The 19,639-nt window shown below is 68.9% G+C and carries 16 protein-coding genes and 1 tRNA gene; 9 read left to right on the top strand and 8 right to left on the bottom strand.

What is annotated here, in order from left to right; genetic code table 11:
• Positions 1-42 precede the first annotated feature (42 nt).
• The 3 genes from clpS to OZ671_RS11890 form a co-directional block, all read right to left on the bottom strand.
• Positions 43-381: an ATP-dependent Clp protease adapter ClpS gene (clpS, locus tag OZ671_RS11900; RefSeq protein ID WP_268860949.1), complete on the bottom strand. Its 339-nt coding sequence runs from the start codon at positions 379-381 to the stop codon at positions 43-45.
• 205 nt (positions 382-586) lie between these two features.
• A complete protein-coding gene (locus OZ671_RS11895; RefSeq protein WP_268860948.1) occupies positions 587-1,150 on the bottom strand; it encodes a dihydrofolate reductase in 564 nt (187 codons plus the stop codon).
• Positions 1,151-1,219: 69 nt separating this feature from the next.
• Complete coding sequence (locus OZ671_RS11890) at positions 1,220-2,152, bottom strand: LysR substrate-binding domain-containing protein (protein ID WP_268860947.1); 933 nt, start codon at positions 2,150-2,152, stop codon at positions 1,220-1,222.
• Positions 2,153-2,244: 92 nt separating this feature from the next.
• Here OZ671_RS11890 and OZ671_RS11885 point away from each other — a divergent pair, with 92 nt between their 5' ends.
• Complete coding sequence (locus OZ671_RS11885) at positions 2,245-3,150, top strand: DMT family transporter (RefSeq protein ID WP_268860946.1); 906 nt, start codon at positions 2,245-2,247, stop codon at positions 3,148-3,150.
• A 102-nt stretch (positions 3,151-3,252) separates the two neighbouring features.
• On the opposite strand, the gene mfd is transcribed toward OZ671_RS11885, so the two are convergent.
• Entirely contained in the window at positions 3,253-6,771 is a 3,519-nt protein-coding gene (gene mfd / locus OZ671_RS11880; protein WP_268860945.1) for a transcription-repair coupling factor, read from the bottom strand.
• Positions 6,771-7,070 carry an FAD assembly factor SdhE gene (locus tag OZ671_RS11875; RefSeq protein ID WP_268860944.1) on the bottom strand — a complete coding sequence of 100 codons (300 nt, stop codon included), beginning with the start codon at positions 7,068-7,070 and terminating at the stop codon, positions 6,771-6,773. The genes mfd and OZ671_RS11875 overlap by 1 nt, the downstream gene beginning before the upstream one ends.
• A gap of 153 nt (positions 7,071-7,223) precedes the next feature.
• Between OZ671_RS11875 and recG the strand changes: the two genes are divergently transcribed.
• The 8 genes from recG to OZ671_RS11835 all read left to right on the top strand — a co-directional run bounded on the left by recG (position 7,224) and on the right by OZ671_RS11835 (position 13,967).
• On the top strand, positions 7,224-9,323 hold the full coding sequence (recG, locus tag OZ671_RS11870; protein ID WP_268860943.1) for an ATP-dependent DNA helicase RecG: 2,100 nt from the start codon (positions 7,224-7,226) through the stop codon (positions 9,321-9,323).
• A 5-nt stretch (positions 9,324-9,328) separates the two neighbouring features.
• Complete coding sequence (locus tag OZ671_RS11865) at positions 9,329-9,691, top strand: YbaN family protein (RefSeq protein WP_268860942.1); 363 nt, start codon at positions 9,329-9,331, stop codon at positions 9,689-9,691.
• On the top strand, positions 9,688-10,578 hold the full coding sequence (locus OZ671_RS11860) for a PfkB family carbohydrate kinase (protein WP_268860941.1): 891 nt from the start codon (positions 9,688-9,690) through the stop codon (positions 10,576-10,578). Before OZ671_RS11865 ends, OZ671_RS11860 begins: the two co-directional genes overlap by 4 nt.
• A gap of 132 nt (positions 10,579-10,710) precedes the next feature.
• Positions 10,711-11,088 carry an MAPEG family protein gene (locus tag OZ671_RS11855; protein ID WP_268860940.1) on the top strand — a complete coding sequence of 126 codons (378 nt, stop codon included), beginning with the start codon at positions 10,711-10,713 and terminating at the stop codon, positions 11,086-11,088.
• A 61-nt stretch (positions 11,089-11,149) separates the two neighbouring features.
• Positions 11,150-11,893, top strand: a complete 744-nt coding sequence (locus tag OZ671_RS11850; RefSeq protein WP_268860939.1) for a hypothetical protein — start codon at positions 11,150-11,152, stop codon at positions 11,891-11,893.
• 96 nt (positions 11,894-11,989) lie between these two features.
• The gene (locus OZ671_RS11845) at positions 11,990-12,736 is read left to right on the top strand and encodes an SDR family oxidoreductase (protein WP_268860938.1); all 747 of its coding nucleotides are present in this window, start codon (positions 11,990-11,992) and stop codon (positions 12,734-12,736) included.
• A gap of 90 nt (positions 12,737-12,826) precedes the next feature.
• Positions 12,827-12,901 (top strand) — tRNA-Lys (locus tag OZ671_RS11840).
• A 133-nt stretch (positions 12,902-13,034) separates the two neighbouring features.
• Entirely contained in the window at positions 13,035-13,967 is a 933-nt protein-coding gene (locus OZ671_RS11835) for an MBL fold metallo-hydrolase (protein ID WP_268860937.1), read from the top strand.
• 33 nt (positions 13,968-14,000) lie between these two features.
• Here OZ671_RS11835 and OZ671_RS11830 read toward each other — a convergent pair whose 3' ends face one another.
• From OZ671_RS11830 to capB, 3 genes are all read right to left on the bottom strand, one after another.
• On the bottom strand, positions 14,001-15,365 hold the full coding sequence (locus tag OZ671_RS11830; RefSeq protein WP_268860936.1) for a purine-cytosine permease family protein: 1,365 nt from the start codon (positions 15,363-15,365) through the stop codon (positions 14,001-14,003).
• 236 nt (positions 15,366-15,601) lie between these two features.
• Complete coding sequence (capA, locus tag OZ671_RS11825) at positions 15,602-17,680, bottom strand: caprolactamase subunit alpha (protein ID WP_268860935.1); 2,079 nt, start codon at positions 17,678-17,680, stop codon at positions 15,602-15,604.
• 42 nt (positions 17,681-17,722) lie between these two features.
• Entirely contained in the window at positions 17,723-19,471 is a 1,749-nt protein-coding gene (gene capB, locus OZ671_RS11820; RefSeq protein ID WP_268860934.1) for a caprolactamase subunit beta, read from the bottom strand.
• Positions 19,472-19,639: the final 168 nt, after the last annotated feature.

Below are 19,639 nucleotides of genomic sequence, written 5' to 3'. Positions count from 1 at the left end.
CTTGAAATATCAATGCGTCGACGGGGACACGAAACCTGAAGGCTACTTCTTCTCCATCACGCATTGCAGCGGATGCTGATGCTTGCGCGCGAAATCCATCACCTGGGTCACCTTGGTCTCGGCAACCTCGTAGGTGAAGACGCCGCACTCGCCGACGCCGTGCTGGTGAACGTGCAGCATGATGCGGGTGGCGTCGTCGCCGTTCTTGTTGAAGAACTTCTGCAGCACGTGCACCACGAACTCCATCGGCGTGTAGTCGTCGTTCAGCAGCAGCACCCTGTAGAGGTTCGGCCGCTTGGTCTGCGGACGCGTCTTCGTGATGACCGATGTCCCCGGCCCTCCGGGGTCCTGGTCCCGCTCGTCGCGTTTGCCCGCCATCATGACAGCAGAGCCTGCGGCCCGTGGCGACAGTAGAAAGCCAGTCTGAATCAGCACTGCGTTGTCAGTCATTGTGTGCTCGCGCCCCGGTGGCCCGAGGTGCCCGAAATGAGCCTGTCGACGGAACGGATGCCAGAATCATGCAAAGAGGCCGACCCCATTCAAGCCGAAGCTTGAGGCTAATAATAGGCACGGCTCCGGCTGCCCGCTAGGGCATCTGTCGGCGACCCGCCGCAACCGCGGCGCGCCGCCAGGTGGTGAGCGTCACCCCGGCCGAGGCATCGATCAGGCGGGTTCCGACCGGCGCAAGGCCGTGACCGGCCAGCACCGCCTCCGGCGGGCCGCCGCTAAAGCACGGACGCCCCTCCGGAATATGGGCCGCGGGAGCCCGCGAGAGAAGGAAACGGTCGTAGCCGATCCCGAGGAAGTGATCGAAGACGCCGGTGCCGCCGGTCACCGCCACGGTGCCGGCATCGATCCCCAGCCTTTCCAGCACATGGTAAAATGTCGCATGCGCCGGGTTCCACAAATGCGCCCTGGCGTCCGCGGGGTCGGCGGCAAGCCCGGCAACGGAAGTGGTCAGCACCAGCCGGCGCCGGCCGGGATTGGCATGCCTGACATGGCCGAGCCGGCCAAGCACCACCAGCGCAGCACGATCGAGGGCCGCCTGGAAGATGCGCCAGTCGGCATCGTTCATCAGGGCCTGCGGCATGCTGCCGTCCCGGGCGGCGATCATGCCCTCGACCGAAACGATGGCGTGACCTTCGACCACGATGCCCGTCGGGCGCGCCGGTTCCGGCGGCGCGGGGCGGACTGACGGGGATCGGTCGGGCATCGGGGATCAGGCTGCGCGAAGTTCGGTTTTCAGGAACGCCGCGAGGCGTGCCGCGGGCAGACCCGCTTCATCCGCGATCCGCCCGGCGAGCGCAACCGCCGCCGGCCGCGGCTGGCCGACCGGCCGGTCGAGCCAGTAGGAGACCGGGTTCAGCGCAGTTCGCGGATCGACCATCACGATGCGGCCGGCATCGAGCTGGGCCTGCGCAAGTGGCGGACGCGCCAGCGCGACGCCGAGCCCGCATGCCGCGGCGTCGAGCACCAGGTTGTAGTCCTCGAACCGGCGGTCCTGCGGGCGCGGACGGTAGTCGAGGCCGTGGGCGTTGAACCAGGCGCGCCAGCCTGCGGCGTCCGAATCATGGATCAACGGCTGATCCAGAAGGCGCTCCGGGCGGCCCGGCCCGATCCTCGCGCCGAGCGCCGGCGAAGCGACCGGATAGCACCATTCCTCGAAGAGCTGCTCGGAGACGCGGCCCGGCGCGCCACCGCGTCCGCAGCGGATGGCGAGGTCGATGCCCTCGTCGCTGAGATCGACGCGACGGTGGTCGACCTGCAGCACGATGCGCAGCAAGGGATCACCGCTCTCGAGCCGCTGCCAGCGCGGCATCAGCCAGAGCGAGCAGACCGAGGGCGTGGCGCTGAAGCGCACGACCGCGGCGCCGCGCGGCTCGGTCCAGCGATCGGCGCTGTCGGCGAACAGCGAAAAGGCCTGCTGGGTGCGCTGGAACAGGCGCTGTCCCTCGGGCGTCAGCGCGACGCCGCGCGCCTTGCGCTCGAAAACGCGCAGGCCCAGCCAGTGCTCGAGCTTCGCCACCTGGCGGCTGACCGCGCCATGGGTCAGGTTGAGCGCCTCGGCCGCCGCCGAGAAGCTGCCGCCACGGGCGGCCGCCTCGAAAGCGCGCAAGGTATCGAGCGGCGGCAAGTTCAAGCTGTGATCCATGGTCACAGCTCGTCATCGAATTACTCGTTTGTCAATCAGCTCAACGCGGCGTCTATCGAAGGCGACAAGACCGACAGCCGACAGGGCCCGCCATGACCTCCGCCTCGCCCGCCTCGCCCAGCCGCTCCGGCTCCGGGCTCGATCCCGTGCTCGCCTTCACCATTCCCTTCACGATCATCGCCTGGGCGGCGTCCTTTCCGGCGATCCGCGCCGGGCTCGCGGGCTTCGGCGCGCTGGAGCTCGCGGCGCTGCGGTTCGCGCTCGCCGGACTCCCCGCCGCGCTCTTTCTCGTGGCCACCCGCGCCGGCCTGCCGGATCGCGCCGATATCTGGCGCTTCCTTGTCGGCGGCATCGTCTTCATCGCGCTCTATGCGATCCTGCTCAATCTCGGCCAGCGGGTCGTTCCCGCGGGGGCCGCGAGCTTCATCATCAATACCAATCCGATCATGACCGCAGCGCTCGCGATGGCGATTCTCGGCGAGCGCTTCAGCCTGCGCGCCTGGGCCGGTACGGCCCTCGCCTTCGCCGGCATCGGCGTCATCGCGCTCGGCAACGGGCTGGACCTCGACGTCGGCGCCAGCGTGCTGCTGATCCTCGGCGCCGCCTTCTGCAACGCGATCACGACGGTGGTGCAGAAGCCGCTGTTCGCGCGCCACAAGCCGCTGGTCGTCGCGGCCTGGAACATGGCCATCGGCGGCCTTGCCCTGTCGCCCTTCCTGCCGGGCGCACTGGCCGAGATCCCGGCCGCGCCGGCGCAGGCGCTGTGGGCCGTCGCCTGGCTCGCCCTGGTCTCCAGCGTCGTCGCCTACGGCACCTGGGCCGTCACCCTGTCGCGGCTGCCAGCGGCCCGGGCCGCCAATTTCCAGTATTGCGTGCCGCCGATGGCCATGGCGATCAGCTTCATCTGGCTCGGCGAGGTGCCCGGCACGCTCGGCATCGTCGGCGGCGTGATGGCGCTCGCGGGCGTGGTGATCGTCAATCTGAAGCCGAACGCCTGAGCGGGCGGCCCGTGGTCGGCGGTCGTTGCCGACACCGCATCGATGCGCGGGCGGCCCGCCGCGCCTGGCGACGCGGCTCCGGTGGCGAGGATGGCCCGGCGCTCACGAGGCCTTGGCGGGCCTGGCCTCGGCGATCTTGACGAGGTTGCGCAGGATTGTCGTCGTTCCGCGCAGCCGGTCGTCCGGCTTCGGCCAGTCCCGGATGAAGACGATCTTTTGATCGGGCCTGACCTTGGCGAGCGATCCCTGCTCGCCGATGTAACGCACGAGCCCCTGCGGATTGGCGAATTTCTGGTCGCGGAACGACAGGACGATGCCGCGCGGGCCGGCATCGACCTTGTCGACATTGGCGCGCCGGCACAGCGCCTTGACCACGGCCACCTTGACGAGGTGCTGGACCTCCTCGGGCAGCGGGCCGAAACGGTCGATCATTTCCGCGGCGAAGGCGTCGATCTCCTGGTCGGTCTCCAGGTCGCCGAGGCGCCGGTAGAGCGACAGGCGCAGGTTGAGATCCTCGACATAGAGCTCCGGGATCAGAATGGGCGTGCCCACCGTGATCTGCGGCGACCACTTGTCCTCGACCGCGTCCTCGACGAGGCCGGTCTTCATCATGGCGACCGTCTCCTCCAGCATCTGCTGGTAGAGCTCGTAGCCGACCTCCTTGATATGGCCGGACTGGTCGTCGCCGAGCAGGTTGCCGGCGCCGCGGATGTCGAGATCGTGCGAGGCGAGCTGGAAGCCCGCGCCGAGCGTGTCGAGCGACTGCAGCACCTTCAGGCGGCGTTCGGCCTGCGGCGTGACCGGCTTGTTTTCCGGCAGCGTGAACAGCGCATAGGCACGCGTCTTCGAGCGGCCGACACGGCCGCGCAGCTGATAGAGCTGGGCAAGGCCGAACATGTCGGCGCGCCAGATGATCAGCGTATTGGCCGCGGGAATGTCGAGGCCGGATTCGACGATCGTCGTCGACAGGAGGATGTCGACCTTGCCCTCGTAGAAGGCGCCGATCCGGTCCTCGAGGTCGGTCGCCGCCATCTGGCCGTGGGCGACGATGAATTTCGCCTCCGGCACATGCTCGCGCAGGAACGCCTCGACCTCGCCGAGATCCTCGATGCGCGGGCAGACGAAGAAGGCCTGGCCGCCGCGATAGCGTTCGCGCAGCAGCGCTTCGCGCACGATCAGCGGATCGAACGGCGTCACGAAGGAGCGGACGGCCAGGCGGTCGACCGGCGGGGTCGCGATGATCGAGAGGTCGCGCACGCCGGTCATGGCGAGCTGCAGGGTGCGCGGAATCGGCGTCGCGGTCAGGGTCAGCACGTGCACCTCGGCCCTGAGCTGCTTCAGCCGCTCCTTGTGGGCGACGCCGAAATGCTGCTCCTCGTCGACGATGACGAGGCCGAGATCCTTGAAGGCGATCGCCTTGCCGAGCAGCGCATGGGTGCCGACCACGATGTCGACCGTGCCGTCGGCAAGGCCCTTCTTGGCGGCGGCGAGATCGGCCGAGCCAACCATGCGGGACGCCTGGGCGACATTGACCGGCAGGCCCTTGAAACGCTCGGCGAAGGTCTTGAAATGCTGACGGGCGAGCAAGGTGGTGGGCACCACCACCGCCACCTGCCGGCCGTTCATCACCGCGGCGAAGGCAGCGCGCAGCGCGACCTCGGTCTTGCCGAAGCCGACATCGCCGCAAACGAGGCGGTCCATCGGCCGCCCCGAGCCGAGATCTTCGAGCACGGCATCGATCGCGCCGGCCTGGTCCTCGGTTTCCTCGTAAGGGAAGCGGGCGGCGAATTCGTCGTAGGCACCGTCGGGCGCCACCAGTTTCGGCGCCTCGCGCAGCGCCCGGGCGGCGGCGATCTTGATCAGCTCGCCGGCCATTTCGAGAATGCGCTTCTTGAGCCGCGCCTTGCGGGCCTGCCAGGCGCCGCCGCCGAGCTTGTCGAGCTGGGCCTCGGCATCCTCCGAGCCGTAGCGCGACAGCAGTTCGATGTTCTCGACCGGCAGGAACAGCTTGTCGCCGCCGGCATAATGGATCTCGACGCAGTCGTGCGGCGCGCCGGCGGCGGTCACGGTCTTCAGGCCGACGAAGCGGCCGATGCCGTGGTCGACATGGACGACGAGATCACCGGCCGACAGGCTGGTCGCCTCGGCAATGAAGTCCTGGGCGCGCTTGCGCCGCTTCTGGGCGCGGACCAGGCGGTCGCCGAGAATGTCCTGCTCGCCGATGATGGCGATGTCAGGCGTCTCGAACCCTTCCTCGATGCCGAGCACGGCGAGCGCGATCTCGTCGCCGCGCAGCGCCTGCGCCGCGGCCCAGCTGGCGACGGGCCGCCCCGCCTTCAGCCCGTGATCGCCGAGGATCTGCTGGAGCCGGTCGCGAGAGCCTTCGGACCAGGCGGCGAGCACCACGCGCTTCTTGTCGGCCCGCAGCGCGGCGATATGCGCCACCACCGCGTCGAAGACATTGGCCGTCTCGTCGGCCCGTTCGGCCGCGAAGGAATGGCCGCGCCGGCCGCCGAGGTCGATGAGCGCGCCGTCGCTGGCACCCGCCAGGGCAAAGGCAGAGAGCTTGACCACCGCTTCGCCGCCGCGCCTGCGGTCCCATTCCTCCGCCGTCAGATAGAGCTGCTCGGGCGGCAGCGGCTTGTAGCCCGCGCCCTCCTGGTCGAGCGCTGTGCGGCGCGCGTCGTAGTAGTCGGCGATCAGGGTCAACCGCTCCCTGGCGGCCTCCTCGACGAGGCCGTCGAGGACGACGCCGCTGTCGGGCAGATAGTCGAACAGCGTGTCGAGCCGGTCGTGGAACAGCGGCAGCCAATGCTCGACGCCGGGATGGCGGCGGCCTTCGGACACCGCCTCGTAGAGAGCGTCGCCCTTGGTCGAGCCGCCGAAGGCCCGGACATAGGACAGGCGGAACTTCACCATGGTCTCGGTGGTGATCTGCACCTCCGAGGTCGGCACCAGGTCGAGCCGCTTGAGCTGGCCGGTGGTGCGCTGGGTCTCCGGATCGAAGGCGCGGATCGATTCCAGCGTGTCGCCGAAGAAATCGAGCCGGATCGGCGCGTCGAGGCCCGGCGGATAGAGGTCGAGAATGCCGCCGCGGACCGCATATTCGCCGACCTCGCGCACGGTCGAGGTGCGCAGATAGCCGTTGTTCTCCAGCCAGGCCGAAAGATTGGCCATGGACAGGACATTGCCTGGCGCCGCCGACAGCGACTGCGCCGCGAGCAGCGCCTTGGCCGGCACGCGCTGCAGCGCGGCGTTGATGGTCGTGAGCACCACGGCAGGCGTTGCGCGGCGGGTGATGCGGGCGAGCCGCGACAGGGTGAGCATGCGCCGCGCCATGACCGCGGCATTGGGCGAGGCCCGGTCATAGGGCTGGCAGTCCCAGGCCGGCACGGTCAGCACCTCGATGCCCGGTGCGAAGAAGCCGAGCGCCTGTTCGAGCGCCTGCATGCGCGGGCCGTCGCGACAGATGACGATCAGTTCGGGCGAGGCCTGGTCGCCCTTGCCGTGCAGCTGGCGGGCGAGATCGGCGATGACGAGCGCGTCGAAGCCCTGCGGTACGCCGGCAAGCGTCAGGCGGCCGCGCGAGGCAACGATATCGGCGGGAGATCTCTTCGCCATCAGCCGAGCCAGGCTCCCTTGCCTTCCGCGTGGAAGGTTTTCAGCGTCCGGAACACCGCGGTGTCGTAATTGCCGGGTGTCTCGGCCTTGCCGGTGACCCAGGCGAAAAGATCCCGGTCGGGCACCTCGATCAGGCGCTCATAATCGTCGAGCTCGGCCTCGCTCATGGCGCCGATATGGACATCGGCGAAACGGCCCATGATCAGGTCCATTTCGCGCGTGCCGCGATGCCACGACCGGAACAGGATCTTGCGGCGGCGCGGGTCGAGATCGGCGCTGGAACGGGTGGTTCCGGTCATGGACGGGCTCTTCGGGTTCGTCTTCTCGGGCCAAACGGCAAAAGCCGGGGACACCCCTTGAAAGGCGCCGCCCGGTTCGCGCGCTGTCCTAGCAAAGCTTGGCGCGGCTTGGAACCGCTGCAGCTGGCGGAAAGCGGCTATAACATTGCCGCCATGCGTCCCACGCGACTCGATCCCCTCTTTGCCCCCGTCGGCACGCTGAAAGGCGTCGGCCCGAAGCTCGACGCCCTGTTCAAGCGCCTGCTCGGCACCGACGGCCCGCCGCGGGTTGTCGATCTGCTGTTTCACCTGCCGAGCGGCCTGATCGACCGGCGGGCCCGGCCGACGCTCGCCGAGGCGCGGGCCGGCGAAATCGTCACGGTCGAGGTGACGATCGATCGCCACCGGCCGCCACCGCCCGGCAAATCGCGCGCGCCCTATCGGGTGCTCTCATCGGACGAGACCGGCGATCTGGCGCTCGTCTGGTTCCATGCGCATCGGGCGCGTATCGAGCAGATGGCGCCGGTCGGCGAGACGCGCATCGTCTCCGGCACGATCGAGCTGTTCGACGGCATGCGCCAGATGGTCCATCCGGATCGGGTCGTCACCCTGGAACAGGCGGCCGGCATGCCGCTGATCGAGCCGGTCTACCCGATGACCGAGGGGCTCGGCGGCGCGCTGATCCGGCGCACCTGCGAGACCGCGCTCGCCAGGCTGCCGAAACTGATCGAATGGCAGGACCGGCACCATCTGGACCGGCGGGCCTGGCCTGATTTCGCGACGGCGCTGCGGACGGTGCACATGCCGGCCGCTCCCGAGGATTTCGCCGCCGACGGGCCCGCCTGGTCGCGCCTTGCCTATGACGAACTGCTGGCCAACCAGCTGGCGCTCGGCCTCGTCCGGGCCAATCTCCGCCGGCCGGCCGGGCGGCGCAATGTCGGCGACGGCTCGGTCAGGGCGCGGGTCGAGGCCGGCCTGCCGTTCAGGCTCACCGGCTCGCAGCAGCGGGCGATCGCCGATATCGCCGCCGACATGGCCGCGGATACCCGCATGCTCAGGCTGATCCAGGGGGACGTCGGCTCGGGCAAGACGGTGGTCGCGCTGATGGCCTGTGCCGCGGCGGCCGAAGCCGGCCGGCAGTCGGCCCTGATGGCGCCGACCGAGATCCTGGCGCGCCAGCACGCCAAGACGCTGACGGCGCTCGCCAGCGGATCCGGGCTGGAGATCGCTGTGCTCACCGGCCGCGAAAAGGGCCAGGAGCGCCAGCGGATCCTCGCCCGGCTCGAAACCGGCGAGACCTCGATCGTGGTCGGCACCCACGCCCTGTTCCAGGAGACGGTGCGTTTCCACGATCTCGGCCTTGCCGTGATCGACGAGCAGCACCGCTTCGGCGTGCATCAGCGCCTGGCGCTGGCCGCCAAGGGCGAGGCCGTCGATCTCCTGGTCATGACCGCGACGCCCATTCCGCGTACGCTGGTGCTGACCTATTTTGGCGACATGGATTCCTCCCAGCTCACCGAAAAGCCGGCAGGCCGCAAGCCGGTGGACACGCGCATCATCGCGCTCGAGCGGCTCGGCGAGGTGATCGACGCCATCGGCCGCGCCATCGAGGCCGGCCGGCAGGTCTATTGGGTCTGCCCCCTGGTGGCGGAGAGCGAGGAGATCGACATGGCGGCGGCCGAGGAGCGCTACGCAACGCTCGGCCAGCGCTTCGGTGCGCGCGTCGACCTCATCCACGGCCAGATGAAGGGCGCGGACAAGGATGCCGCCATGCTGCGCTTCCAGCGCGGCGACAGCCAGCTCCTGGTCGCGACCACCGTCATCGAGGTCGGCGTCGACGTTCCGGCCGCCTCCGTCATGGTCATCGACCATGCCGAACGGTTCGGCCTCGCCCAGCTCCATCAGCTGCGCGGCCGGATCGGGCGCGGCGAGACAGCCTCCACCTGCATCCTGCTCTACAAGGGCCCGCTCGGCGAAGTCGCGCGCAAGCGGCTCGACATCATGCGTGAGACCGAGGACGGCTTCCGCATCGCCGAGGAAGACCTGAAGCTGCGCGGCGAAGGCGATGTGCTCGGCACCAAGCAGTCGGGCATGCCGGGCTTCCGTCTCGCCCAGCTCGAGCATCATTCGGGGCTGCTCGAAACCGCCCGCAACGATGCCAGGCTGGTGATCGAGACCGATCCGAAGCTGACAGGGGCGCGCGGCGAAGCGCTGCGCGACCTGCTTTATCTCTTCGGGCGCGACGAGGCGATCCGCCTCATCAAGGCGGGCTGACGGTCATGCGGCAGCCCTGGCGCCTGCTCCTCTTGGCCGCCGGCTGGCTCTGCGTCGCCGTCGGCGCGGTCGGCCTGGTGCTGCCCGGCCTGCCCGGCACGATCTTCCTGATCATCGCCGCCGGCCTGTTCGCGCGGTCCTCGCCGCGTTTCGAAGCATGGCTGATCCATCATCCGAAGCTCGGGCCGCAGGTCCGGCGCTGGCGCGCCACCGGGGCTATCGCGCCGCGGATCAAGGCCATCGCCATCGGTTCCATGGCCCTGTCGTGGCTCATCGTCATTCTGACAGCGCCGCCGGTCGCCGTCGCCGTCTCCGGGCTTTGCCTCGCGGCCTCCGCGCTCTATGTCGGCACGAGGCCGCATTCATGACCCGCATCGTCTGCGCCGGCATCACCACGCTCGACTACATCTATCAGCTCGACGCCATCCCGACCGCGCCGGTCAAATATCGGTCGCGCCACATGACCATGTCGGGCGGCGGGCTGGCCGGCAACGCCGCCACGGCCTGCGCACGGCTCGGTGCGCGCGTCAGCCTGATCTCGCGGCTCGGCGACGACGCGCCGGCCGCCGCCATGCGCGACGAGCTCGTCGCCGACGGCATCGACTGCGCGCTGGTCCGAACCTGCCCCGGCCACCGTTCACCGGTTTCGGCCGTCATGGTCGATCCCGCCGGCGAGCGCATGGTGGTGAGCTATTCCGATCCGGACATGCCCGCGGGCACCGACTGGATCCCCGACGATCTCGGCCGGCGCGCCGATGCCATCTATGCCGAGACGCGCTGGATCGAGGCGGCCTTCACGGTCCTGCCGCAGGCGCGCACCGCCGGCATTCCCTCGGTGCTCGACGCCGACCGCCGGCCGACCCGGCCCGAGGTCGTTAGCCTGGCGAGCCATGTCGGCTTTTCCGAGACCGCCCTGCGCGACCTGACCGGGATCGACGACCTGCCCACAGCCCTCGCCCACGCCGCGCGCGAGGCGGCCAATGTCCTGCTCGTCACCGACGGGCCGCGCGGCGCCTGGTACATGGAGGACGGCAAGGCCCGGCACGCCCCGGCCTTCGCGGTGGCCGCCGTCGATACGCTCGGCGCCGGCGACACCTGGCATGGCGCGCTGACGGTGGCGCTCGCCGAGGGCCAGCCGCTGGCGTCGGCCGTGCGTTTCGCCAACGGCGCGGCGGCGCTCAAATGCACGGTCTTCGGCGGCCGCAAGGGCATGCCGGAGCGCGATCGGCTGGAGGCGTTCCTGCGCGGCGCCTGACATGGCGGCGTGACGCCGGGGCGATAAGGCACGGCACCATGTTGACAACCGTTCCGTGTCCCAACATCGCTGTCGTGGCGCTCACATTGTGGGCCGACTCGCGGCCGTCCCGTCGCCCGAAAGGCCATTGCCATGCCCTTCGCTTACTGGTGCGTGCTCGTTGCGGCGCTCCTGCCGCTCGCGGTGGTTGCCTATGCCAAGGCCGGTCCGGAGGGGGACAATCATCACCCCCGCGCCGGCCTCGACCGGCTGCCGCCGGCGCGCCAGCGGGCCTATGCGGCGCATCAGAACGGCTACGAGAACTTCCCCTTCTTCGCGGCGGCGGTGATCATCGCGGTGACCTCGGGCGCATCGCAACCGGCGCTGAATGCGCTCGCCGCGGCCTATGTCCTGCTGCGCGTCCTCCACGCTGCGCTCTATATCGGCGACGTCGCGACCGCGCGCTCGTTCGCCTATCTGGCCGGCCTTGTCGTCAACATCGCGATCTTCGTCCTGCCGGCCTTCCGGTAGCCGCAGCGCTGGCATCGCCGCCGGGATGCATCGGCGGGAGGCTTCGGTTATGGTGCGCGCCGTGAAAGCACTCTGTCGGATTATTTTCCTCATCTCCGTCGCCGCCATGGCCCTCTGGACACCGGCGGGCGGGCTCGCACGCGCCGGCGCGGGCAGCTTCGTCGCCAAGCTCGGCGAGGCGCAGGCGCTCTATCGCGCGACCACAGCGAGCCTCAGGGCGGGCCAGGCCGACGAGGCCAATGCCAGCCTCAAGCGCCTGATCGCACTGTGGGCCGAGGCGGCGGAAGCCTATCGCAACGATCCGCCGGCCATGTTCGCCCGCGTCAACATGTTCCCGGAAGCGCTCGACGGCACCGGCGCGCGGCTGAAGCGGGCCGGCGAGGCGCTCGGCGACAACCGCGTGGAGGCGGCGCTCGACGAGCTTGCCCCGCTCCGGCGCGAATGGATCATGCTGCGCAAGGCCGCCGGCCTCTACGGGCTGGTCGAATGCCTGGACGAGGCGACCGATGCGCTCGATGCCTTCATGGCCCTGAAACGCACACCGCCCGACATGACGCGCGGCGAGGCGCGCAGCGATGTCGTCGCCAAGGCAGCGGTCTATCGCTGGGCGCTGAAACGCTGCGACGCCTATGCCGCCACCGAAGTCTCCACCGATGCGGAATATCGCCGCCTGGCCGATCCGATCGTCGCCGGCCTCGACGTGGTGGCAACAGCGGTGCGGCTGCGCGACGCCGCCCTGCTCGACCGCATTCTCGGCGATCTCAAGACCTTCGACACGCAACTCTCCCAGCGCTTCGGCGGGTAGCTGCCGGTCTGGACAGGTTCGTCCGGCCCATGCCACGTCTTGGGGCGCGGCGCCGCAAAGACGGCGAAAACAGGCGCGGGACGGGAGCGAGACGACATGGCGAAGCGGCTGACGGGCAAGATTGCCGTCGTGACGGCGGCGGGGCACGGCATCGGCCGCGCCATCGCGGAACTGTTCGCGGCCGAGGGCGCGACCGTCTATGCGACCGATATCGACAGAGCGAAGCTCGACGGCATCGCCAGAGCGAAGAAGCTGAAGCTGGACGTGCGTTCGACGCGGGCGGTGGAGGCGCTGGCGGCCAAGACCGGCCCCATCGACATCCTGGTCAATGCCGCCGGCTTCGTGCATCACGGCACGGTACTCGATACGAGCGAGGCGGACTGGGACTTCTCCTTCGACCTGAACGTCAAGTCGATGCACCGCACCATCAAGGCCTTCCTGCCCGGCATGCTGGAGAAGGGCGGCGGCTCGATCGTCAACATCGCCTCGGGCGCCTCCTCGGTGCGTGGCGTGCCGAACCGCTATGCCTACGGCGCCACCAAGGCGGCGGTGATCGGCCTGACCAAGGCGGTGGCGATCGATTTCATCCGCAGGGGCATCCGCGCCAATGCGATCTGCCCCGGCACGATCCAGTCGCCCTCGCTCGACGAGCGGATCAAGGCGCTCGCCGCCGCCACCGGCCAGTCGCTGGACGCGACCCGCAAGGCCTTCATCGACCGCCAGCCGATCGGCCGGCTCGGCACGGCCGAGGAGATCGCCTTTCTCGCGCTGTACCTGGCATCCGATGAATCGAGCTACACGACCGGCCAGATTCACCTCGCCGACGGCGGCTTCGCGCTCTGACGCGCCAGGGCTTATCAACGCAAGAATTGCAAGGGCTTGAGCCTTCGCCGTTGACTTCCCGGGCGCGATCCGCCAAACCCGCGCCCGGATGGGCGGGTAGCTCAGCGGTAGAGCACGTGACTTTTAATCATGTGGTCGAGGGTTCGATCCCCTCCCCGCTCACCATCCAAGCTCTCCCGATACTGGCGGACGTGATTAAAAGTCACGTGGCTGACATGGCTTGACCGCCAGTTTTGCCATGGACAGGCCGGCGCGACCCGATAGGCTGCCTCATATCCCAGCCGCCCGTGGAGCCGAGATGACCAGCCAGGCCGAAATGTCGAAGCTCGATCGGCGCCTGTTCGTCGGCGCAGCCCTGTCGCTGGCCCTGCCCGGCACGGCGCGCGCCCAGGCGATCGCTACGGCCAGGGTTGGCGATGCCGCGCTGCAGATCCTCTCCGACGGCTCGATCAGCACGCCGATCACGCAGCTCGTGCGCGACGTGCAGCCCGACGTGCTGCGGGCGGCGCTCGCGGAGGCCGGTCCGGTGGTCGCGGCCAACCAGAATGCGCTCAACGTGCCGGTCCTGGCGCTCGGCCGCGAGGTGGTCATGTTCGATTGCGGCGCGGGGCGCAATTTCCTGCCGAGCACCGGGCGCCTGCCGCAGGCCGCGGAAGGCGCCGGGCTCGATCCGGCCGCCGTGACGCAGGTCCTGTTCACCCACGCCCATCCGGACCATCTCTGGGGCGCGCTCGACGATTTCGACACGCCGGCCTATCCGAACGCGACCTATCATATCGCCGAGGCCGAATGGGCGTTCTGGACCGCGGCCGACGTCTTCGCCCGCCTGCCCGAGGAGCGCCACGCCTTCGCCGCCGGTGCCCAGCGGGTGCTGAAGGCGCTGGAGCCGCAACTCAACCGGTTCCGGCCGGGGGCCGAGATCGTGCCCGGCATCACCGCGATCGACACGGCGGGCCATTCGCCGGGCCACGTGTCCTATGCGGTCGCCGCCGCATCGGACAATCTCATGATCCTCGGCGATGTCTTCACCCACCGGCACCTGTCGTTCCGGCACCCGGAATGGGCGACCGCCTTCGACCAGGACCCGGAACGTGCCTCCGCGACACGCCGCCAGCTCGCCGACCGGCTCGCCCAGGAGCGGACGCTGGTCGCGACCTATCACCTGCCGGGCGGCGGGCTCGGCCGTGTCGAGCGCGCCGGCACGGCCTATCGGTTCGTGCCGGCGGCCTGACGCCGTCAGAGGGCCGGCTCAGCGCGGCGCGGCTCAGGTGGGCCGCGAGACGAACCAGCCCGGCCGCGCGAAGGTCAGCAGCCCTGCATAGAGGCCGGCCGCGGCGAGTGCCGTCACCGGCGCCGAGAAGCTCGCATAGCCCGCCCCGGCATTGAGCAGGACGACGCCGATCGCGGTCGCGCCGAACCAGGCGACGAGGCCGCAGGGGTTGAAGGCGGGAATGTGCTCGGCGCGATATTCGATCGTCGCGCCGAACAGCCGGTCATAGGTGCCGGTCAGGATGTGCGCGAGCGCGATGCCGACCCAGGCGACGACGAAGATGCCCTGATAGGCGAGCGCCTGCAGGATGTAGTGGAAGACATTGGCGAGCATCAGGACGTAGACGATGGCGCCGACCACGAAGGCGAAGACGAGCTTGCCGACATTGAGGCCGGTGAGCTGGGCGACGAAGGCCTCCATGTTGGTCGCGGCGAGGTAGTAGTTGGCGGTGTTGATGCGCGTCTGCGACACCCAGACGAAGACGAGACCGGCAAGACCCATCAGCTTGAGCAGCGCGAGAACCACGGACACTTCGCTCACCGCGCCGTCGACCGGGATGGTCGCGGCGAGAAAGATGCCGACCACGCCGTTGATCAGGAAGGTGACGAGATAGAACGGCGTGCCGAAATTGACGCGCGCGTGATAGTCGGCGTCCTCCTCGCGACCGAACCGGGCATAGTCGAAGGTGAACATCATCAGGATCCACACGCCCATATAGTAGACGAAGCAGTCCCACCAGCCGTTCGCGGGCGACCCGCCGGCCGGTCCGAAACTGAGCCAGGCATTGCTGTAGCCGTAGGAGCCGATGGCGAAGGCGACGGCGGCGATGAGGCCGGCGATGTAGAAGGGCAGCAGCACGCCGTTGAATTTGTCGAGCCAGGTCTGGATGCTGCCGAAGATCAGCGGCACGCTGTAGGCGACCACGATCAGCGCGGCGATGGGATAGGAGATCGACGGGAAGACGGTGGAGATCGCGACGGCGATGACCGAACCCTCGAAGACGGCGTAATAGATGGCGGTGGCAAAGAAGATCAGCGTCGCGATGGCGGCGCCGACATTGCCGAACAGGATGCGCGAGAACAGCGCCACCGACAGGCCGGTGCGGATGGCGTAGCGGCTGAGCACGGCGTTGACGGCGCCGTAGACGATCACCGACAGGACCATGCCGATGAGCGCGTTGCGGGTGCCGAAATTCAAGGCCAGCGTCGCCGCGACCACGATGTAGAACATGGCGCTGCATACCGCCCACCAGGCCATGGTGAGCGGCCAGCGCCGCATGCGGGCATTGGCGGGTACGGCAATTGCCGAGAAATCCGACGTCTCGGCTGGCGCGTCGGCGCGCGTGATGGTTCCGGCCATGGCCTTGGGTCTCCCTTGACGTGATTGTCTTTGTTGTTGCGCCGAGCCGGCGGCGGGCGCCGGAGCATCGGGCGATCGGGGCCCCCGCGGGACGCGTGCCAAACCGGCGCCCGCGGGGCAGGTCCGGCGGAGCGGATCGCGCTTCGCCGGCATCGGGCGGGCGTCAGGGACGCGCGCCATCGGGCGCGGCAGGCCGCACCGTCACGAGATGGCCGTGGTTCCGGGCCGCCGGCCGGTCAGCGCTGGCGCGTCAGGATGTAGCTGCCGCTGACGTCGACGCGCGCAGTCCACCCCGGCTCGACCACGATGGTCGTGGTCGGCTCCTCGATGACCGCCGGGCCGGTGAGGCTCGCGCCCGCTCCCAGCCGCGCGCCGTCGTAGACCGGTGCCTCCCGGGCCTCGCCATCGGCGGAAAAGATCAGCGGCCGGCGCTCCTTGACGGCCGCTTCGGCGGCGGCGCCGACGCCGAGCCGCGGCGGCTTCGGCCTGTCGATATGGCCGAACAGGGTGCTTTCGATGTTGACCACCTCGACCGGATTGTGCCGCTCGTTATAGGTGTAGAGCTCGGCATGCCGGGCGTGGAACGCGTCCTTCACCCGCTCGATCGTGGTCTCATCGATCGTGAAGCTCTCGATGTCGACGGTGCATTCGTGCACCTGCCCGACATAGCGCATGTCGAGGCTGCGGCGGGCGGAAATGCGGTCGCGCGCGAAGCCGTCGGCCGTGAGGTCGGCCGTGCCCTTGGCTTCCAGCTCGCGGAACAGGCTGTCGATCCGGGCATAGGCGGCGGCGCTGTCGAGCCTGACCGGACAGGTCGCCATGTAGTTGTATTTGACATCGGAAATGATCTGGCCGAAGGCGCAGAGGCCGGAGGCGAGCTTGGGCAGGATGATGGTGTCGATGTCCATCTCGCGCGCGAGCGCCGTGATATGCGCGGCGGTCGCGCCCCCTGCCCCGACCAGGACGAAATCGCGCGGATCGTAGCCGCGCTCGACCGAGACGCGCCGGATACCGTTGACCATGTTGTTGTTGACGATCGTGAACATGCCATAGGCGGCCCGCTCGACCGAAATGCCGAGCGGCTCGGCGATCCGGACCCGGATCGCCTCGCGCGCGGCCTGCTTGTCGAGCGGCATGCGGCCGTCCAGCAGGCCGCCCGGATTGAGATAGCCGAGCACCAGATTGGCATCCGAGACGGTCGGCTCGGTGCCGCCACGGCCGTAACAGGCCGGCCCCGGCTTGGCGCCGGCGCTCTGTGGGCCCATCTGCAACAGGCCCATGCCGTCGATCCAGCCGATCGAGCCCCCGCCGGCGCCGAGCGTCTCGACCTGGATCATCGGCACGCCGATGCGATAGCGCAGGAAATCGGTGTTCTTGTTCAGATTGGTGCGGCCGTCCTTGGTCAACGTGATGTCGAAGGAGGTGCCGCCCATGTCGACGGTGATGACATTGTGCCGGCCGAAGGGCTCGGCCACGAATGTGCCGGCCTGCGGCGCCGAGGCCGGTCCGGAATTGATCGCGTAGACGGCCCGGCCGCTGACGATCTCGCCGACCGCGAGCCCGCCGTTCGACTGGAAATAGCGGACCGGCTGGGTGGCGCCGAGCGACCGGAAATAGGCGTCCACCGCATCGACGTAGCGCTTCATGATCGGCGCGAGATAGGCGTTCGTCACGGCCGTGGAGGTGCGGGTATATTCGCGGGCCTGGGGGTAGAGCTCGCTGCCCACCGTCAGGACGACGTCGGGCAGCATCTCGCGGACGATCTCCGCCGCGCGCCGCTCGTGTGCCGGGTTCAGCACGGACCAGACGAACGAGATGGCGACGCTCTCGACGCCTTCGCGGGCGAACAGTTCGCAAGCCGCCCGCACGTCCGCCTCGTGCAGCGCGGTGCGCACCTCGCCCGACGAAATCACCCGCTCCCGCACGCCGCGGCGCAGATGGCGCGGCGCGAGCATGGGCGCCGGCGGATAGTTCGGGTCGTAGCGATAGCCGTCCTCCTTGTGGCCGAGGCGGATCTCGATCGAATCCTCGTGTCCGGCCGTGCAAATGAGCCCGGTCTTCGCACCTTTGAGCTGGATCAGCGCATTGAGGCCGACCGTCGTGCCGTTGATGCAGAGATCGCATTGCGACACGATCTCCTTCGGCGACATCCGAAGATCCTCGGCGATCAGCTTCAGGCCATTCTCGATGGCCCGGGTCGGGTCGTCGGGGGTCGACAACGCCTTGTAGAGACGGGTCTTGCCGCTGTCGTCGGCCAGCACGAAGTCGGTGAAGGTGCCGCCGGCATCGACGCCGAGGCGAAAGGTGGTGGTCATGGCAGTGCCTTTGAAGACGGATCTGGGAAAAGCGGACGGCGTTCAGCGGGCGCGCAGCCGGCGTGTCGCCTCGTGGTCGACAGTCAGCGCCGCGGCATCGGTGACGACGACGCCGTAGTCGGCGCGCGCGCCCTCCACCGAGACGAGGCCGTTCTTCAGGTCGTCGACGACCTTCTCGACCGGCCGGGTGAAGGGATCGCCATAGCCGCCGCCGCCCGGATTGAAGTTGGCGGCGCGTTCGCCGGGCCGGATGGTCTCGATGACGTTTTTGCGGATCACCTCGACCGCGTCGCCTCGCCGGATCTCGATGCGGCCCACCTTCGGCTCGACGAGCGCCGAGCGGGCGCCGGCCGCGCCCATGGCGGGAATGCGACGGCCCTCTCCGAACGAGATGAAGGTCATCGGCTTGTCGAGCGGCTCGACCTCCCAACAGGTGCCCGAGCCGCCGCGATAGGCGCCGGCGCCGCCGGAATCGGTGATCAGGCCGTAGCGATGGATGATCACGGGATAGGAATATTCCAGGAGCTCGATGTCGCCCGAGGTCAGCGCACCGAAGCAGCATTCCGGCCCGCAGGCGTGCCAGCCGTCCTGCTGCGGCGTCGCGCCGGCGCCCGATATGATCGAGGCCAGGACCATGGTGACATATTCCTCGTCGTGGCGCGTGTCCCAGCCGGCAATGTTGCAGCCATTGGCATGGCCCCAGGAGGCGCTGACCTTGGCCGGCGCGGCCTGTTCGAAGGCGAGCCGGACGGCATCGGTCAGGGTTTCCATCGGCGTCGTCGTGCAGTTCATGTGCGGCGCCGGCTCGCGTGCATTGCACAGCGTGCCCTTCGGGCCCATGTCGACGCTGACGCAGCGGTAGAGCCCTTCATTGTAGGGCGGCGGCAGCTGGGCGAACATCATCAGGCCGAGATAGACGCCCGAATAGGAATTGCCCTCGTAGGAATTGATGAAATAGGGCACCTGCGGCGGGCTCGATATGGCGATGTGGCAGGTGTCGTCCTTGATCGTCACGGTGGCGGAAATCTCGAAGTCGCCGAAGCCGTGGCCGGCATCCTCCAGGATCGCCGTGCCCTGGTAGCGGCCGTCGGGCACCGCGCGGATCAGCGTCCGCATCTGCCGGTCGGCCATGTCCAGAAGTTCGCCGATGCAGGCCTTCACCGCCTCGATGCCGTATTTCTCGATGAGGGCGAGGAGATTGCGCTCGCCCACCTGGCAGGCACCGATCAGCGCGTTGAAATCGCCCTCCTGGTCGCGGCGCGCCCGCATGTTGGTGAGCAGCAGGTTCAGCACGTCGTGGCGCGGCTTGCCGCGGTCCCAGATCTTGACCGGCGGAATGCGCAGGCCCTCGGCATAGATCTCGGTCGCGGCCGGATTGTAGCCGGCGGGCACCGGGCCGCCGATATCGGTCAGATGGCCCTTGCAGACGGTCCAGAACACCAGCTCGCCGCGATAGAACACCGGCTTGTACATGCAGGTGTCGATGATGTGGCTGCCGGCATAGGCCGGGTCGTTGTGCAGGATCAGGTCGCCCTCGTTGATGTCGTCGCCGAAGAAGCCGGCGACGGCCTTCATGGCGGGGATCAGCGAGCCGAGATGGATCGGAATGTCCTGGCCCTGCAGGATCATTTCCGGCTTGGCGTCGAACAGCGCCGTCGAATAGTCGTGGGCAAGGTTGAACACGCTGGAGCGCGCGGTCTTCTCCAGCGCCAGGGTCATTTCGCGCTGGGTGGTCTCCAGGACGCCGCGCACCACGGACAGGGTGATCGGATCGACGGCTTCGGGGGTCATGATGGCCTCGCTGATCGGCGCCATCAGGTCGGCGGGATGTGCCGGCGCCGCCTGCCGCGCAGGCGGACGCGCGCCGCGGCCGGCCTCAGCCCTGCCGTCGCACCGACGTCCCGAAAACCCTCTGGCGTTTGTCTCCCGGCGGATGGGTTCCGCCGTCGCATCTGTTGG

This window comes from Phreatobacter sp. AB_2022a (assembly GCF_026847585.1).
Classification (GTDB): domain Bacteria; phylum Pseudomonadota; class Alphaproteobacteria; order Rhizobiales; family Phreatobacteraceae; genus Phreatobacter.
Note: the sequence above shows the minus strand (reverse complement) of the source record. Positions and strands in the feature narration are given on the sequence as shown.

Coding starts and splice junctions, on each gene's coding strand:
- OZ671_RS11865 (WP_268860942.1), top strand. CDS start 9,329: ATGCGGCAGCCCTGGCGCCTGCTCCTCTTGGCCGCCGGCTGGCTCTGC.
- mfd (WP_268860945.1), bottom strand. CDS start 6,771: ATGGCGAAGAGATCTCCCGCCGATATCGTTGCCTCGCGCGGCCGCCTG.
- OZ671_RS11845 (WP_268860938.1), top strand. CDS start 11,990: ATGGCGAAGCGGCTGACGGGCAAGATTGCCGTCGTGACGGCGGCGGGG.
- capB (WP_268860934.1), bottom strand. CDS start 19,471: ATGACCCCCGAAGCCGTCGATCCGATCACCCTGTCCGTGGTGCGCGGC.
- OZ671_RS11830 (WP_268860936.1), bottom strand. CDS start 15,365: ATGGCCGGAACCATCACGCGCGCCGACGCGCCAGCCGAGACGTCGGAT.
- OZ671_RS11835 (WP_268860937.1), top strand. CDS start 13,035: ATGACCAGCCAGGCCGAAATGTCGAAGCTCGATCGGCGCCTGTTCGTC.
- OZ671_RS11890 (WP_268860947.1), bottom strand. CDS start 2,152: ATGGATCACAGCTTGAACTTGCCGCCGCTCGATACCTTGCGCGCTTTC.
- capA (WP_268860935.1), bottom strand. CDS start 17,680: ATGACCACCACCTTTCGCCTCGGCGTCGATGCCGGCGGCACCTTCACC.
- OZ671_RS11885 (WP_268860946.1), top strand. CDS start 2,245: ATGACCTCCGCCTCGCCCGCCTCGCCCAGCCGCTCCGGCTCCGGGCTC.
- OZ671_RS11875 (WP_268860944.1), bottom strand. CDS start 7,070: ATGACCGGAACCACCCGTTCCAGCGCCGATCTCGACCCGCGCCGCCGC.
- OZ671_RS11855 (WP_268860940.1), top strand. CDS start 10,711: ATGCCCTTCGCTTACTGGTGCGTGCTCGTTGCGGCGCTCCTGCCGCTC.
- recG (WP_268860943.1), top strand. CDS start 7,224: ATGCGTCCCACGCGACTCGATCCCCTCTTTGCCCCCGTCGGCACGCTG.
- OZ671_RS11860 (WP_268860941.1), top strand. CDS start 9,688: ATGACCCGCATCGTCTGCGCCGGCATCACCACGCTCGACTACATCTAT.
- clpS (WP_268860949.1), bottom strand. CDS start 381: ATGATGGCGGGCAAACGCGACGAGCGGGACCAGGACCCCGGAGGGCCG.